Genomic DNA, 15,163 nt, shown 5'->3' on the forward strand with positions numbered 1-15,163 from the left:
CTGCTGGTGACAGCGCCCGGCGGAACTGCCGCGCGGCTGGCGGTCGAGGCACAGGCCCGCGCGCTCGGCGGTGTGCTCACCGGTGAGCCTGCTGACGCGGACGTGCTGGTCGTGGCTGGCTCGCCTGACGGTGAGCTGGCCGACGCGGTTGGGGTGCTGTGGAGTCAGATCCCGGCCCCGAAAGTTCGCGTCGACGTGCTCGATTCCGCGCGTGCGGCAGCGTTGCTGTCGGCCGGGATACATCGGCTGGCGAGCACACCCGACGCGGGTGCCGAGTCGACTGAGCAGGTCGAACCCATGGGCGAGCACGTCCACCAACAGGAAGCCGAGATGGGACACGAGCACGGCGGTGATGGTGGGCATGGTCACGGTGGGCACACGGATGCTGAGCAGGGCGGTCACGAGCACGGGGGGCATGACCACGGCGGCATGCAGATGCCCGGGGGGCTGATGATGGCCGACCGGGCACCGGACCGGGACGGGCTGAAATTGGATGTACTGCATGTCGCGCTGGGCCCCGTGCTGCCGGCGTGGCCGTCCGGTCTCGTCATCGACGTCGAACTGCAGGGGGACGTGGTGCAGGGCGCGGAGGTACGGGTGCTGGCCGGGGCCGGAGACGCGATGCGATTCTGGGCCGACGGCACCGGGGTGGCGGCCGGGCGCCGCCGGGCGGCGGCGCATCTGGACTCTGTGGGCCGTCTGCTGGAGGTCGCCGGGTGGTCCGGCGCGGCCGATCGGGCCCGCGGGCAGCGCGACGTGCTGCTCACCGAAACTGGCGAGCCGGTGGGCGAGGCGCGAGAGGAGTTACGCCGCCTGCGCCGCCGGGTGGAGCGCTCGTGGGGTCTGCGCCGATCACTGGCCGGGCTGGGTCGTCTTGGCCATGGTGACGTCAGCCGACTCGGCCTGTCGGGTCCGGCCGCGCGAGCGGCCGAGCGCGGTGGCGACGTGTGGGCAAGGCTGCAGACCTGGCTGGTGGAGGCCGACCTGGCCCTCAGCAGCGGCCCGGTGGCACCGGCCGAGGGCCCACGCGGGAGGCCTGGCCGCGGCTCGGACGCCCTGGTCGCGGCCGCCGCGCACTTGATGCCCGGGCTGGACCTGGGTGACGCACGGCTGGTCGTGGCGAGCCTGGATCCCGACCCCGACGACCTGCACTCCACCGGGGTCGCCGGCGACCGGGATCCGCATTCAGGTCACGGCGAAAACGGCCATCATGACGAGGGCCCCCACGGCATGCCCGGGGGCACCAACCACCAGCACGACGGGCACGTCGCATGACAAGCCTCGTCCAGCAGGCGCCGGCCTGGTCGGTGCTGGTCGCGGTGCCGCTAGTGCTGTGCGCGGCGGTGCTGGCAGGGTCGCTGGACGCGGTGCTCGACCCACGAGGCGAGCTGCCGCTGAGGGCGCGGCTGCTGCGCCCGGTGTATGAGGCATCGCGGTCGCTGCTGGTTCAGCGGCGGTCGACGACGGCTCCGGACCGATTGCTGTGGGCCGTGGGGGTCGTCACCCCGTTGCTGGTCGCGGTGCTGATGGCACAGGTCGTCCCACTCGGCTTCGCCGTGGTGAGCGACCTGGGTGTCGGATTGGTGTGGTTCAACGCCATGGACGTGCTGCTGTGGGCGGGATGGTGGCTGGCCGGGTGGGGCCCGAACAGCGTGTATTCGCTGATTGGTGGCTACCGGTTTCTTGCCCAGGCGCTGGCGTACGAGTTGCCGCTGATGTTCGCCCTGACCGCGCCTGCGGTCGCCGCCAGCAGCCTGTCGGTGCCGCAGATCGTGGCGGCCCAGCAGGGCCGCTGGTTCATCGTGCAGATGCCGTTGGCCGCGGTGGTGTTCGCCGCAGCGGTGGCCGCCTTTGCCGCGTGGGGGCCCTTTGCGCACCCGGTCGGCCAGGACATCGCCGGTGGACTGCTGGTCGAGCAGTCCGGGCCGGCCCGGCTGCTGCTGCGGTGGGGCCAATACGCCCTGCTGGTCGTCGGATCGGCGATGACCGTGGCGCTGTTCCTGGGCGGCGGGGCAGGCCCACTGCTGCCGCCCTGGTTGTGGACGTTGCTCAAGAGCGCCGCGGTGCTCGCCGTGTTGCTGGCGATGCGCCACCGAATGCCGGTATGGCGCCCGGACCGGTTGATGCGCCTGGCGTGGCTGGTGGTGTTGCCGCTGGTACTCGCGCAGCTACTTGTTGTGTCGGTGCTGGCGGCGGCTGGAGGTGGATCGTGACACTCGCGGTGTTCATCGTGCTGGCCGTAATTGCGATCGCCTCCGGCGTCGCGGTCTTCGTGGTCGATTCCATGGCGAGGGCGACCTTCGCGCTGGCCGCATCGTTCGTGGCCGTCGGTGGGGAGCTGATCCTGCTCACCCTCGACTACTTGGGCGTGGTCACCATTTTGATGATGGTGATGGAGATGGCGATCATGGTCGTCTTCATGGTCATGTTCATGATGAACCCGGCCGGGTTGATGCCCATGTCGATGCTGCACAACACGCGCGGGGCGCTGACCATTGCGGCCGGCACGTTCCTGCTGCTGGGCGCCGCCGCGGTGCTAGTGCCGTGGCCGGCGCGGCGGGGAACCGTCCCGGCCGATCCCACCCGGGCTATCGGCGAAGCGATCATGGGTCCCCAGATGCCGGTCATGGTCGGCATCTCGGCGCTGCTGTTCGCCACCATCGTGTCCGCGCTCGTGCTTGCTGTCCCACACGGCCGGTACGACCAACCCGCCCACGACAGCGGGGAGACAGACAGGTGACGCTTCAACTGTTCCTGCTGCTGGCGGCCGCCTTGTTCGCCATCGGCGTGTTCGGCGCGCTCAGCCAGCAGTCGGTTGTCATGGTGATGATGGGGCTGGAGTTGATGGTCAATGCCGTCATCGTCGCAGCCGCCGCGTTCTGGTACTTCCTCGCACCGGCGGCGCCGGACGGGCAGGTGCTGCTGCTGGTCGTCATCTCGGCGATGACGGTCGAGATGGCCATGGGTTTCGCCGTGGCCACCCTGCTGTTCCGGGCCAGCGACGTGGACATGACCGACATGGCTGCGGAGCTGAAACGGTGAGCGCGCTGCTGTGGGCGCTGGTCCTGCTGCCCGCCCTGGCGGGGGTAGGCCTGCTGGCCGCGCCGCTCGGCCCGTCGCCGGTGCGCCGGGCGGTCGAGCGGGCGACACCCACGGTCGGGATTTCGGTTGCGACCGGAGTACTCGCTCTGAGTGCTGCCGCCGCGTCCGTTCGGCCGACCACGTCCGCCCCCTTCCTGGCCGGTGACCCATTCACCTTGGCGGTTGACGGGCTGTCCGCCGTCGTCGTCGTCACCGTGGCCGCAGTCAGCCTGCTGGTGCTGGTCTTCTCGGCCGGCGCGATCCGGCACCACCGGGCCCGCTTCGTCGGGCTCATGCTGGTCTTCGTCGCCGCCGTGCTGGTCACCGCCACCGCCACCACGCTGCTCGGGCTGCTCATGGCCTGGGAGGTGATGGGCGCCACCAGCTACGCGCTGATCGCATTCGACTGGCGACGCGATACCGCGGTCGCCTCAGGTACCACCGCATTCGTGGTCACCAGAGCCGGTGACGTCGGGCTCTACCTCGCCGCCGGAGCCGCCCTGGCCGTGGCCTCCGGCGGCACGCCGGGTCTCTCGCTGGATCGCCTGGCGTTGTTGCCGTCCCCGTGGCTGCACATCGCGGCCGCGGGAATGCTGGCAGCGGCGTTCGGTAAGGCTGCCCAGTTGCCGTTCTCGTTCTGGTTGTCCCGGGCGATGGACGGGCCGAGCCCGGTCTCGGCGCTGCTGCACTCGGCCGCCATGGTGGCCATGGGCGGCTACCTGCTGCTGCGTCTGCACCCGCTGCTGCTCGCCGCCGGGTGGGCGGCGACCACCGCGGCCTGGGTCGGGGCGCTGACCGCCCTACTGCTGGGTGCGGTCGCCATCGCCCAGGACGACCTGAAACAGCTGCTCGCGGCGTCCACCAGCGCCCAGCTCGGCTTCGTGGTGCTCGCGGCGGGCACCACCGGGCCGGGTGCGGTCGGCGCCGGCCTGGCACACCTGGTCGGCCACGCGTCCACCAAGGCGCTGCTGTTCCTGGCCGCCGGGGCCTGGCTGGCCGCTCTGGGCACCAAGTCCCTGCCGGCGCTGCGCGGCGCCGGGCGGGCCTATCCGTGGGTCGGCGTGCCCTTCACCGTCGCGGCACTGGCTCTGGCCGGGGTGCCGCCGCTGACTCTGTGGGCCACCAAGGAGTCCGTCCTCGCGGCCGCCCGCGAGCAGTCGGGTGCGCTGTACGCGGTCGGGCTCGCGGCCGCGGTGGCCTCCAGCGCGTATGCCGGCAAGGCCCTCGCGCTGATCTGGCGCCGCCTGCCGGACCACCCGACCGGCTACGACACCGAGGAGGCCGGCACCCGGCAGGTCGGCTGGATCGAGCGAATCCCGTTGCTACCCCTAGCAGTCGGTGCGGCCGGCCTCGGGGTGCTGGTCGTCCCGGCCGTATGGGCCAAGGTGGACCCGGGCGCGCCGACGCCGACCTCCGCCTCCGCCGGGGAAGTGGCCGTCTCTGTGGTCCTGGCCGTCGTCGTGACCGGCGTGGCGCTGCGCTGGCCGCAGCGCCTGCCGGCGCCGCGGTGGGCCGGCAGCTGGCTGCGCCTGGAGCAGGTTGCCCATGCCGGGGTGCTGCGCCCGACCCTGCGCCTGGCCGCCCTGCTGGCCCGGGGTGACGCCGCACTCGAGGCAGCGGTGACCGGCACCGGCCACGCGGGCCGTCGGCTGGCCGACCACGCCGCGGCGATCGACGCCGTCGGGGTCGGTGGCGCACTGCGCGGCGTCGTGGCTGCGGCCCGCCGGGGTGCGGGCCTGGTGCTGCGCCCGCAGACCGGGCAACTGCACCAGTACTACGCGCAGGCCTCGGTCGGTTTGGCCGTGGCCGTCCTCATCGTCTGGTTGGCGAGGTAAACCCGTTGTTGTCCCTGTTGATATTTCTGCCCGCCGCGGTCGCCGCGGTGCTGCTGCTGGCCCGCGTGCCCGACCGGGTCGCCCTGTGGGCCTGGTTGGTGACCGGTCTGGTGACGGTCGGGCTCAGTGTCGGCATGTGGGCGGCATACCTGCACGGCCACGGGCCGGGGCAGTTCGGGTTCGCCGAGCAGGTGCCGTGGATGCCGGGTATCGGCTCCAGCTATCACGTCGGGGTCGACGGGTTGAGCCTGCCGCTGCTGGCGCTGACCGCGGTCATTTTCACCGCGACGGCGGTCTACTCGCTGCGCGAACGGCAGCAGCCCCGTTCGTACGCGGCGTTGTTCCTGGCGCTGCAGACCACCAGTCTGGGGGTGTTCTCGGCGCTGGACCTCATCGTGTTCTTCGTGTTCTTCGACCTGTCGATCGTCGGGATGTACTTCGTCATCGCCGGCTGGGGGCACGGCCCGGCGCGGCGCCGGTCGGCGCTGCTGTTCTTCCTCTACACCTTCACCGGCTCACTTGCCCTGTTGCTGGGGTTCATCGGCCTGTATGTCGCCTCCGATCCGCACACCTTCGACATCGCCGAGCTCGCCGCGCACCCGCCGTTGACCGGGTCAGGTGCGGCCGGGCCGTTGGTGCTGGCGGCCATCGCACTCGGCCTGGCGATCAAGACCCCGACGGTCCCGTTCCACTCCTGGCTACCGCCGGCGCACACCGACGCGCCGGCGGCTGGGTCGGCGGTGCTGGCCGGGATCCTGCTGAAAATGGGCACCTTCGGTTTCGTGCGGATCGCGATGCCGCTGCTGCCCGAGCAGTGGCGCACCTATGCCTGGGTGTTCGTCGGGGTGGGCGTGGCCTCGGTCCTCTACGGGGCGCTGGTGGCGCTGGCCCAGGACAACTTCAAACGGCTGATCGCGTTCACCAGTGTCAACCACATGGGTTACATCCTGCTCGGTCTCGGCGCCGCCGGCCTGGCCGGTGACGCCCACGCCCGGTCGGTGGCCGTCACCGGTGCCCTGGTGCAGATGGTCAGTCACGGGCTGATCACCGCGGCCTTGTTCCTGCTGGCCGGTGTGCTGCTGGACCGCGGTGGCAGCTACGACCTGACCCGGTATGGCGCCCTGGCCGGGCCTGCGCCACGGTTCGCCGCACTGACGACCGTCGCGGCATTCGCGAGCCTGGGGCTGCCTGGCTTCAGCGGCTTCATCGCCGAGTTCCAGATCCTCGCTGGCAGCCTCGGCCCGGCCACACCGGCAGCCGCGGTCGCCGCGCTGGGCATCGTCCTCACAGCCGGCCTCTTCCTGTGGGCTATCCACCGGCTCTTCCTCGGCACACCACGAACCGGACAGGTCGCGTTCGCGGACCTGTCCGCTCGCGAACTGTGGGCCATCGGGCCGCTGCTGGCCCTGTCCGTGCTCATCGGCGTCTTCCCGCAGTCCCTGCTCGGCGTTGTGACGCCCGCCGCGGATCACCTGATCGCGCTGGTCGGCCGGTGACCGCCCACGAGGACCCGGCCGCGTTCGCACCCGAGCTCATCCTGCTCGTCGGTGCCGTGGTCGCGCTGCTGACCGGCTCGTTCGTCCGCCAGGAGCGGCAGTGGAGCGCGCAGCTGGTAGCCGCCGTCGCGCTGGCCGGGTCGCTGGTGGCCGGCGCCACGGCGGGCGCTTCGGGGCAGACGCTGTATGCCGGCAGTTACGCGATCGACGCCGCCACGTTCGCCGCCCGGCTCATCGTGCCCGCCGCGGCGCTGCTCGTGTTGGGCCTGTCTGCCGGGCGGGTGCGCGGCAGCGCCCGGGAGAGCGAGTTCGCAGTCCTGGTGCTGCTGGCCAGTCTCGGTACCATCCTGCTGGCCGGCAGCACCGACCTGCTGTTGCTCGCGGTGGCCTATCTGCTGGCGTCCATCCCGCTCTACGCCCTCGCCGGCTGGGCCCGTGACCCCGCTGGCGCCGAAGGGGCGCTGAAGACCTACCTGTTCGGTGTACTGCTGGGCATCGTCATGTTCCTCGGGATCGCGGTGCTGTTCGGGCTGGCCGGATCCACCTCGTATGCCGACCTGGCCCAGCGCCTGCCCGGCGCCCCACCCGCGGCCCTCGCCCTGGGAGCGGTGGCCGTGTTTGCCGGACTGCTCTTCAAAGCCGGCGCGGTCCCGGTGCACTTCTGGGTGCCGGACGCCGTACAAGGTGCCACCACCGGTGCCGGGGCCTTCCTGACCACTGTCCCCAAAATCGGGGCGCTGCTCGCCCTGTACCGGTTCGTGCTCGTCCTACCCGACGACGCCATCAACTGGCGACTGCTGCTGGCACTGCTGGCCGCGGCCAGCATGACCCTGGGTAACCTCGCCGCCTTCCGGCAGGACGATCCGGCCCGACTGCTGGCCTACTCCACCATCAGCCAGGTCGGCTACCTGCTCATGGTCGTCGTGGTCGCCGATCCGGTCGCCGGCTCCGCACCGCTGGCCGCGCTAATCCTTTATCTGGCGGCATACGCAGCAGCCAACCTCGGCGCGTTCGCCGTCATCGCCGCACGCCCCGGGCCCTCCACACTGACGGACTACCGCGGGCTCGCTCGCCAGAGCCCAGCCCTGGCCGGCGTCCTCGTGGTCAGCCTGTTGGCCCTGGTCGGTACCCCACCCACTGGCGTGTTCACCGGTAAGCTCACCGTCTTCGCCGCCACCTGGGACGGCGGCTGGGCATGGCTCGTGGTCATCGCCGCCGTCAACACTGTCGCGAGCCTCTACTACTACCTGCGTTGGATCGCTCCCGCGTTCGCCCGCCCCGACCCAGCCACCGGACCGGCCGCCGGCCCGTCGGTGCCGGGTAGTCCGCGGGAGGCGCTGGCCTGGCCCGCGCGGTGCGTGATCGCCGCGGCGGTCACCACCGGATGCCTGGCCCTGCTGATCGGCATCGTGGCCGACGGCGTGCTGGACATCGGATCGGCCGCTATCAAGTGGTGAGGACCCAGGCTCGCCGGCAATCCGGCGCATCTGCGCTCTCGGCGGGCTACTTCACGTAGCTGACCACGGCCATCATGCCGCGGTTCGCGCCGCTGGCCGGCCGGGGCCAATGAGAGGCGCACACGAACCCCGCCGCCTGACGGCTGGACCGCGGCCGCTGCCAGGAAAGGGCGGCGGCCGCGTGGGTCTCGGCTTTGGCTCTCGGTGTCGGTGTCTTGGCCATCGACCAGACGCCCAGCATCGATCTCGTCGATGTGCAGATCGCGGCGCCCTTGCCCGTGTATTTGGTCGGCGCTAGGTCGTCGGCTCGGCGAATCAGCGTGTATTGGAAGTTGCCGTAGCCGGCGGTGTTGCCGTTGAACTGGAACGAAGTCAGCCGGAGCCGTTCCCCGGCCTCGTGGCGGCCAGCGAAATATCGCTCGAGTCCGGCCCTGTCCTGAGCGACGGAGCCGATCCGTTGTCCCGGACCGTCGGTGCTGTACCAGTCGAAGCCGTTTCCCTGCCGCGCCCAGATCCGCTGCAAGGTCGGTTGGTCACCGGCGTTGAATGCCCGCACGAACCCGATTACCAGCTTTCGAACTGTCGTGTCCGTGCATGCACCGTTCGACTCGGATCGGGAGGGGTCGTGCGCCGAGGGCGTGTCGGCCGAGCCGCTGGCTGTACAGGCGGCGAGCAGGAGTGCAACAACGGTCGCGGTGGCGATCGTGGGGCCGCGGCATATCGGCTGCACGAGTTCCAGTATGACCGCCCCTCGACCGGGCTACTTCACGTAACTGAGCACCGCCATCATCCCGCGGTTCGCGTGGTACGCGTTGTGGCAGTGGGTCAGCCACTGACCGGGGTTGTCCGCGTCGAAGAACACCGACACCGTCTGCATCGGCTTGACGATGACCGTGTCCTTGCGCGGACCCGTCGCCCCGACCTGGAAGGTGTGCCCGTGCAGGTGCATCGGATGCCACATCATCGTGTGGTTCGCGTAGTCGATCCGCACCCGTTGCCCCGCTCGGATGTCGTAGGCGGTGGCAAACGGGTTGGCCTCATCGAATTGCCGGCCGTTGATGCCCCAGCCGTACTTGGCCATCCCGCCGGTCAACGCGAGCGTGTGGACCTGGTCGACCGGGCGGTCGGCAAGCTGCACGGACGGGTCAGCAGTCGCCGAGCCGGACTGGATGACCTTGCCGGTCAACGTCTTCGGCACGCTCGACATTGTCGGGCGAGCCCCGTTCCCGGACGCGAGCACCGCGAAGGTGCGGCCAGCCTTGCCTTCGGCCAGCGCCACGAACGGTACCGGGTGGTCGGGCACCGTGATCAGCGCGTCGACCCGTTCGCCCATCCCCAGCACGATCGCATCCACGCGCTGATGCTTGACCGGGAAACCGTCGGTGTGCGTCAGTGTCATCGGCACCCCGGGCAGGCCGACCCGGTAGGCGGTGTCGCCGCCGGCGTTGATCACCCGCAACCGGATGCGCTGCCCGGGCTTGGCCTTCAACGTGTCCGGGCGCATCGGGTCGCGCCCGTTGATCAGATGCACCGGGTAGGTGACGTCGCCGGCGTCGCCGCCGAGGAAGGGACTGGTCGTGCCGTCACCACCGCCCATCCCGGACATACCCGACATGCTGGGCATCGGCATCCCGGACATGCCTGACATGTCGTGGCCCATGGGCATTCCCTTGGCCAGCTGCGCGGCCTGCTTGGCCGGGGTGCGTCCCTTGATGCCGTCCAGCCAGTCATCCACGACCAGGATCCACTCCTGGTCGTAGGACAGCGGCTCGTGGGGGTCGTCGATGATCAGTGCGCCGTACAGGCCCCGATCTCGCTGCAGTTCCACATGCGAGTGATACCAGTACGTGCCCGGGTGCGCGGTCTTGAAGGTGGCTGTGAATGATCCGCCCGGCTTGATCGCCGGCTGGGTCAGCCCGGGTACGCCGTCTGCGTTATTGCGCAGCGCGAGTCCGTGAAAGTGCGTCGTCGTGGCTTGGTCCAACCGGTTGCGCTGGGCGACCGCGAGGGTGTCTCCGACGCGGGACCGCAGCACCGGGCCGGGCAACCGGTCACCGTAACCCCAGGTGCTGACCTGCTGCCCGCCGATGCTCGCACGCATCGGGGCCGAGGTCAGCGAGGCTCGCACGGTGCGGCCGCCTCCAGGCCGGGCGTCCTCGGCGCGCTGCACGGCCCCGTCGGTGGGTGAGACCCGCACGCCCGACGAGGTCGAGGCAGTCGGGCCGCGTCTGGCATCCCGCGACCCGGAGGAGGTGCATCCGGCCAGAACGCTGGCGCCGGCCGCCACGCTGACGCCGAACAGGCCGCGGCGGGACAACCGGGAAGATTTCGATAAGGCGCTCATAACCCGATCCTACATATACCCATGGGGGGTATTGGCATGGGGTTGCCAGCGCTCCGCAGGGCCGTTCTGGTGGCAGTAGCTGCGAGACCCATTCGTGGGGCAGCCCGGGTGCCGTGACCTGCCTGTTGTGGTTCGTGACGCGGCTGGTTCTGCGCTCACTTGGCCGGCTTCATCTCGTCCTCGACGACCCACTTGTGGTTCTTCATGGTCATGCCGCCGGCGGTGTAGTCCACGACGTAAACGGTCTGATCGGTGGAGCTGGCGATGGTTCCGTGCGCGCCCTTCATCCCGGACATGTGGTCGGTGGTGAGGACCACCTTCGTACCGTTGGCGAGACGTTTGCTGCCGGCGTCCTGGAGTTCTTGCTGGACCACCCACTTGTGGTCTTTGACCATCGCCCCGCCGGTGGTCGGGGTGTAGTTCACTGCGTAGGTGAAGGTGGCGTAGGCGCCAACGACGGACGCGCGCGCACCGTCCATGCCTTCCATGTGGTCAGCGGTCAGGATCACTTTGCTACCGACCGGGTACTTGGGGTCGGACGCCGGCTTCATCCCCGCCGGGACGGGACCGCCGTCACCGTGGTCCATCGCCATCGAGGACGCGCTGGTCGGCATGGAGGATGAGCCCATCGGCATCCCGTCCATCGCGGTACTGGAAGCGTGATGACCCCCAGAGGCAGCGGGGGACGACGAGTTCGAGGAGCAGCCAGCCACCACCGTCAGACTGGCGGCAGCGGCAAGGGTCAGCAGGACACGAGCACGGCGGGTAGGGAACAACGAATTTCTCCTTCAAGGAATCTCTTCTTGCTTGTGTTAACCAGGTGGAACCGACTGGCACAGCGGCCGTTTCGGTCGAGGGGGCGTCTGGCATTTTGCTCATGAGGGGACACGCGAACGACTCTCATTCCGGTCTTTCCGTGGGAGATGGTGGTTCAGCGGATGATCCAGTCTCCGGGTGCTTGGCGTACTCCTGTGTCGCACTGTCGCCCGCCGCTGTCCTGCGCCGATCCAGCAGACGCCGGGTCGTGCCGCGGGGACCGTGCGTGCCTCGTACGAGGAGAGCGGCTGCGGAGGCCACCAACGCCCAGAGCGTCAGAACGCAGACCAGCAGTAACGCCCACGTCCAGCCGGACATGCCGGTGTTGCGCAACCCCATCATGTCGTCCAGGGTGCGCCTGCGATGTTGTGATCAGACCGGCTGAACCCTGAAGAAACGATCAAGAAGCCGCCAGCAGCTGACGTCCGGCGGCAGCGTGTGCGGTGTCTGCGGTGATGATGGAGGCATGGTCGATGCTGCTCGAACGGTGTTGGTGGTCGAGGACGAAAAGGACTTGGCGACCATGGTCGGTTCCTACCTGGAACGCGCCGGGTACGTCGCACCGTTGGTGCACACCGGCCCCGATGCGATCGACACCGCTCATGCCGTGCAGCCGGACGTCATCGTGCTGGACCTGGGGTTGCCCGGTCTGGACGGCGTCGAGGTGTGCCGGCGGCTGCGAACCTTCACCGACTGCTACATCCTGATGCTCACCGCCCGCGCCGAAGAAGTCGACACGATCGTCGGACTGTCCGTCGGCGCCGATGACTACCTCACCAAACCGTTCCGCCCCCGAGAACTGGTCGCACGCGTTCAAACCCTCCTACGCCGGCCCCGGGACCAGGCCCCGTCAATTGCGCAGCCGCGAACCTTCGGATCCTTGACCGTCGATGCGGTCGGCCGACGCGTCACCCTGGCCGGCCAGCCCGTCGGGCTGACCCGCACCGAGTTCGACATCCTGGCGCTACTGACCGCCTCACCTGCGGTGGCGTTCGCCCGTCGCCGGATCATCGACGAGGTGTGGGACCCCGCCTGGGTTGGCGACGAGCACGTGGTCGATGTCCACATCGCGCACCTGCGCAACAAGCTGGCCGACGATCCCGCCGAGCCCCGGTACATCGACACTGTGCGCGGTGTCGGATATCGGATGGTCACCTCATGAAGCGGCCAGCTACGCGCGGTAGTGGTCCGGGCATCGCGACTCGGCTCCTGCTCGCACAGGGCCTGGTCGTCACCTGCGGCGCGATCACCGCCGCCGGTGTCGCCGCGATCGTGGGGCCACCGTTGTTCCATCATCATCTGCTGATGGCGGGGGAGAAGCCGAACACCCCCGAGTTGAGGCATATCGAGCGCGCTTACACCAGCGCCAATACGATTGCGCTCGGCATGGCCGTCCTGATCGCGCTGATCGCCGCTATCGCCGTCACCTGGTATCTGTCCCGTCGGCTGACTCGCCCGGTGGTGCAACTGGCCGCCGTGGCCGAACGCATTTCCGACGGGGACTACACCGCCCGAGCGACGCCGGCGACCGCGGGTCCGGAGCTGGCATCCCTGACAGGGGCGTTCAACCAGGTCGCCGAGCGCCTGCAACACACCGAGGCCACCAGGTACCGACTCCTGGCCGATCTCGCCCACGAGTTGCGCACCCCGATCGCGACGCTGGAGGCCTACCTCGACGGTCTCGACGACGGCGTCACCGGGTGGGGCCCGGAGCCGGCACGGGTCTTTCGAGACCAGATCACCCGGCTGCACCGACTTGCCGAAGATCTCAACGACGTATCCCGTGCCGAAGAAGGAGAACTCGGTCTGGTCCTCAAGCGCACGCCCGTTCAGGTGGTCGTCCAGGCGGCAGTCGAAAGCCTGCGCCCTCGGTACGCCGGCAAGGGCGTGCAGTTGCACAGCGCCATCAGTGACCGCCCTGACGCCGAGGTTCTCGTCGACTTCCAGCGGTTCGCCCAGGCACTGACCAATGTGCTGATCAACGCCTTGCGCCATACTCCACCCGGTGGCGACGTGACCCTCCAGACCACCATCGACACGGTGTCAATACGAATTGCCGTGATCGACACCGGCGACGGCATCCCCGCTGACCAGTTGCCGCACATCTTCGAACGCTTCTACCGCGGGAGCCTCGCACGGGACCGTGACAGCACCGGCAGCGGCATCGGACTCACCATCTCTCGCGCCATTGCCCGAGCCCACCATGGAACGCTCACCGCCGACAGCGACGGTCCCGGCACGGGCGCACGTTTCACCTTCACCATGCCTCGTCTGCTCCGCCATTGATCTCGTCCCTCACGTACACGCGTCCGCCTGATCGCAGGTGACTGGGGTTGCCCGAGGTCACCTCATCGCGTCGCCGCAGCGACCCATACAGGCAGGCCCATCGAGAACCGGTCCTGCGCAGCTCGCTGCTGTTGATCGCGAATGAAGTTCTGCGCTTCGCTGGCCGTTACAGCTCCCGTCGATGCGGCGGCTTGGGCGAAACCGATGGCTATGTCGACCATTGAGGGGTGGATCAATGCGCCGAGGAAGCCCTGGATAGCCACCTCATCGAAACCGCCATCAAGCAACAGACTCCGGTATTGGCGGGCCGCGCGAGGGCTCGGAATGGAGTCCGCTCGCGCCTGGACGACCGCTCGTGACAGGCCGGCATCGGCCGCATCGATCATGACGCCATCCCAGTCCTGACCGACCAATACGATTCTGCCTCCAGGAGCAAGGACGCGATGCGCCTCGGCCACCGCTCGTCCAGGGTCGGCCAGCATGTGGAAAACCTTGTCGGCGCGGTACGCCGTCACCGAGCCCTCGGATAACGGTAGATGCTCCGCTACTCCTCGCCGTACGTCCAACTCCGGCCATCGCGATGAAGCGGTCTGCACCATCAAGTTGTCGGGGTCCAGCGCAATGGTTTGGGAAGCTGTGCGGGACATCTCGGCCGCCGCCAGGCCGATGCCGCAGCCCACGTCGATGGCTCGGGTGCGGTGATCGAGGGCTAGGAGTTCGTAGGTGAGGTGTCGGATGCGGATGGCTTCGGGCATCTCGTCCGCAAGGTCGAGCATGCGGATCATCGACGTTGTCTCGTGTCGCTCGGCTGCTGCCGTTGGTGATGGTCTCGTTGACATGACGATCAGGATCGTTCTGAATGTCGACATGAAGTCAACGGCTGCCGGTTGGACCCTAGGCGAGCTGGCGGCCCGGTCCGGTGTCGCTACGCATGTTCTACGTCATTGGGAGTCCGAGGATCTGCTGTCGCCACAGCAGTCCACCGCTGGCCACCGCCGCTATCGGCCCGATGATGTGTATCGCGTGGCAACGATATTGCTGGCCAAGGAGGCCGGGCTGGGGCTCAGGGAGATCCTAGCGATGACTACCGGATCGGCACAGCAGCGGACCGCCGTCCTCCAAGAGCATCGTACTGAACTGCGAAACCGCATCGCGGCAGCCCAAACCTGCCTCGCCCTGATCGAGTGCGCGCTGGATTGCGACCACGAGGACATCGGGACGTGTCCGCACTTTCGTGCCGCTGTCGCGCACCGAGTCACGGCCCTGCAACGCTGACCATGTCTGTGGTCACCACCGGATGCGTCCACCGGTGACCGTGGTTCGTCCCCGCGCGGACTCATCGAGCGGGACTGTGCGCCGGGTCAGCTCCTTGCTAGAAGATGCCGCGCGTACGCAGCCAGGGCAACGGATCAATCGCCCCGCCGCCGATGTGGATCTCCAGATGAAGGTGCGGTCCGGTGGAGTTCCCAGTGTTGCCCGAGTAGGCAACGATTTGGCCTGCGGACACCCGGGCACCGGGCGCGACCAGTTGCCGGGACAAGTGTGCGTAGATGGCACTAGTGCCGTTACCCACATCGATCGCCACCCGCAGGCCCTCCCCGCCGTTCCATCCGGCGGCAGCCACCACGCCGTCGTGGAGTGCTCGCACCGGCGTACCGATGGGTGCGGCGAAGTCGTCACCTTGGTGATACGTCGAACCGATACCACCGGGTGAGACCCGGGAGCCGAACCCGGAGGTGAATGTTCCGCCGCATCCGGCGATCGCGCACACCCATTCGGGGTGAGGGCGGCCGGTGCTGCGGCTTGTCGTGGGGTGTTCTGCGGGTTGCTTGGTTGCGGTCTCAGGAG

The 15,163-nt window shown here is 69.0% G+C and carries 15 protein-coding genes; 10 read left to right on the forward strand and 5 right to left on the reverse strand.

Annotated features, from left to right (window positions below; genetic code table 11):
• Positions 1-6: 6 nt before the first annotated feature.
• The 7 genes from N2M23_RS13680 to N2M23_RS13710 are packed head-to-tail and all read left to right on the forward strand — an operon-like array spanning position 7 to position 7,869.
• Positions 7-1,275: a hypothetical protein gene (locus N2M23_RS13680; protein WP_265446225.1), complete on the forward strand. Its 1,269-nt coding sequence runs from the start codon at positions 7-9 to the stop codon at positions 1,273-1,275.
• Positions 1,272-2,213, forward strand: coding sequence for a complex I subunit 1 family protein (locus tag N2M23_RS13685; RefSeq protein ID WP_171157422.1), 942 nt, complete (start codon positions 1,272-1,274; stop codon positions 2,211-2,213). The genes N2M23_RS13680 and N2M23_RS13685 overlap by 4 nt, the downstream gene beginning before the upstream one ends.
• Before the next feature lie 8 nt (positions 2,214-2,221).
• Positions 2,222-2,740: an NADH-quinone oxidoreductase subunit J gene (locus N2M23_RS13690; RefSeq protein ID WP_265446226.1), complete on the forward strand. Its 519-nt coding sequence runs from the start codon at positions 2,222-2,224 to the stop codon at positions 2,738-2,740.
• Positions 2,737-3,042, forward strand: coding sequence for an NADH-quinone oxidoreductase subunit K (locus N2M23_RS13695; RefSeq protein WP_171157424.1), 306 nt, complete (start codon positions 2,737-2,739; stop codon positions 3,040-3,042). The genes N2M23_RS13690 and N2M23_RS13695 overlap by 4 nt, the downstream gene beginning before the upstream one ends.
• Positions 3,039-4,916 (forward strand): proton-conducting transporter transmembrane domain-containing protein, encoded by a 1,878-nt coding sequence (locus N2M23_RS13700; protein WP_265446228.1) that lies wholly within the window; start codon positions 3,039-3,041, stop codon positions 4,914-4,916. The genes N2M23_RS13695 and N2M23_RS13700 overlap by 4 nt, the downstream gene beginning before the upstream one ends.
• Before the next feature lie 5 nt (positions 4,917-4,921).
• Positions 4,922-6,412, forward strand: coding sequence for a complex I subunit 4 family protein (locus N2M23_RS13705; RefSeq protein ID WP_171157434.1), 1,491 nt, complete (start codon positions 4,922-4,924; stop codon positions 6,410-6,412).
• Entirely contained in the window at positions 6,409-7,869 is a 1,461-nt protein-coding gene (locus N2M23_RS13710; protein WP_183320236.1) for a proton-conducting transporter transmembrane domain-containing protein, read from the forward strand. Before N2M23_RS13705 ends, N2M23_RS13710 begins: the two co-directional genes overlap by 4 nt.
• Before the next feature lie 46 nt (positions 7,870-7,915).
• On the opposite strand, the gene N2M23_RS13715 is transcribed toward N2M23_RS13710, so the two are convergent.
• The 3 genes from N2M23_RS13715 to N2M23_RS13725 all read right to left on the reverse strand — a co-directional run bounded on the left by N2M23_RS13715 (position 7,916) and on the right by N2M23_RS13725 (position 10,989).
• Positions 7,916-8,425, reverse strand: coding sequence for a hypothetical protein (locus tag N2M23_RS13715; protein ID WP_265446230.1), 510 nt, complete (start codon positions 8,423-8,425; stop codon positions 7,916-7,918).
• Between the two features lie 204 nt (positions 8,426-8,629).
• Positions 8,630-10,213 carry a multicopper oxidase family protein gene (locus tag N2M23_RS13720; RefSeq protein ID WP_171157440.1) on the reverse strand — a complete coding sequence of 528 codons (1,584 nt, stop codon included), beginning with the start codon at positions 10,211-10,213 and terminating at the stop codon, positions 8,630-8,632.
• A 155-nt stretch (positions 10,214-10,368) separates the two neighbouring features.
• Entirely contained in the window at positions 10,369-10,989 is a 621-nt protein-coding gene (locus N2M23_RS13725) for a YdhK family protein (protein WP_425270241.1), read from the reverse strand.
• Between the two features lie 506 nt (positions 10,990-11,495).
• Between N2M23_RS13725 and N2M23_RS13730 the strand changes: the two genes are divergently transcribed.
• Positions 11,496-12,191: a response regulator transcription factor gene (locus N2M23_RS13730; protein ID WP_171157441.1), complete on the forward strand. Its 696-nt coding sequence runs from the start codon at positions 11,496-11,498 to the stop codon at positions 12,189-12,191.
• Positions 12,188-13,315 carry a sensor histidine kinase gene (locus N2M23_RS13735; protein WP_171157443.1) on the forward strand — a complete coding sequence of 376 codons (1,128 nt, stop codon included), beginning with the start codon at positions 12,188-12,190 and terminating at the stop codon, positions 13,313-13,315. Before N2M23_RS13730 ends, N2M23_RS13735 begins: the two co-directional genes overlap by 4 nt.
• A gap of 62 nt (positions 13,316-13,377) precedes the next feature.
• Here N2M23_RS13735 and N2M23_RS13740 read toward each other — a convergent pair whose 3' ends face one another.
• The gene (locus N2M23_RS13740) at positions 13,378-14,100 is read right to left on the reverse strand and encodes a methyltransferase domain-containing protein (RefSeq protein ID WP_171157445.1); all 723 of its coding nucleotides are present in this window, start codon (positions 14,098-14,100) and stop codon (positions 13,378-13,380) included.
• Here N2M23_RS13740 and N2M23_RS13745 point away from each other — a divergent pair.
• Positions 14,090-14,590 (forward strand): helix-turn-helix domain-containing protein, encoded by a 501-nt coding sequence (locus tag N2M23_RS13745; RefSeq protein ID WP_212756099.1) that lies wholly within the window; start codon positions 14,090-14,092, stop codon positions 14,588-14,590. The two genes, N2M23_RS13740 and N2M23_RS13745, sit on opposite strands and share 11 nt — an antisense overlap.
• 97 nt (positions 14,591-14,687) lie before the next feature.
• Here N2M23_RS13745 and N2M23_RS13750 read toward each other — a convergent pair whose 3' ends face one another.
• Complete coding sequence (locus N2M23_RS13750; protein ID WP_171157447.1) at positions 14,688-15,086, reverse strand: M23 family metallopeptidase; 399 nt, start codon at positions 15,084-15,086, stop codon at positions 14,688-14,690.
• Positions 15,087-15,163 lie beyond the last annotated feature (77 nt).

The organism is Flexivirga meconopsidis, from assembly GCF_026162425.1.
GTDB lineage: Bacteria > Actinomycetota > Actinomycetes > Actinomycetales > Dermatophilaceae > Flexivirga > Flexivirga meconopsidis.

Excerpts from the sequence above, each read along its gene's own strand:
- N2M23_RS13685 (WP_171157422.1), top strand. The coding sequence starts at position 1,272 with ATGACAAGCCTCGTCCAGCAGGCGCCGGCCTGGTCGGTGCTGGTCGCG.
- N2M23_RS13720 (WP_171157440.1), bottom strand. The coding sequence starts at position 10,213 with ATGAGCGCCTTATCGAAATCTTCCCGGTTGTCCCGCCGCGGCCTGTTC.
- N2M23_RS13730 (WP_171157441.1), top strand. The coding sequence starts at position 11,496 with ATGGTCGATGCTGCTCGAACGGTGTTGGTGGTCGAGGACGAAAAGGAC.
- N2M23_RS13735 (WP_171157443.1), top strand. The coding sequence starts at position 12,188 with ATGAAGCGGCCAGCTACGCGCGGTAGTGGTCCGGGCATCGCGACTCGG.
- N2M23_RS13745 (WP_212756099.1), top strand. The coding sequence starts at position 14,090 with ATGCGGATCATCGACGTTGTCTCGTGTCGCTCGGCTGCTGCCGTTGGT.
- N2M23_RS13740 (WP_171157445.1), bottom strand. The coding sequence starts at position 14,100 with ATGATCCGCATGCTCGACCTTGCGGACGAGATGCCCGAAGCCATCCGC.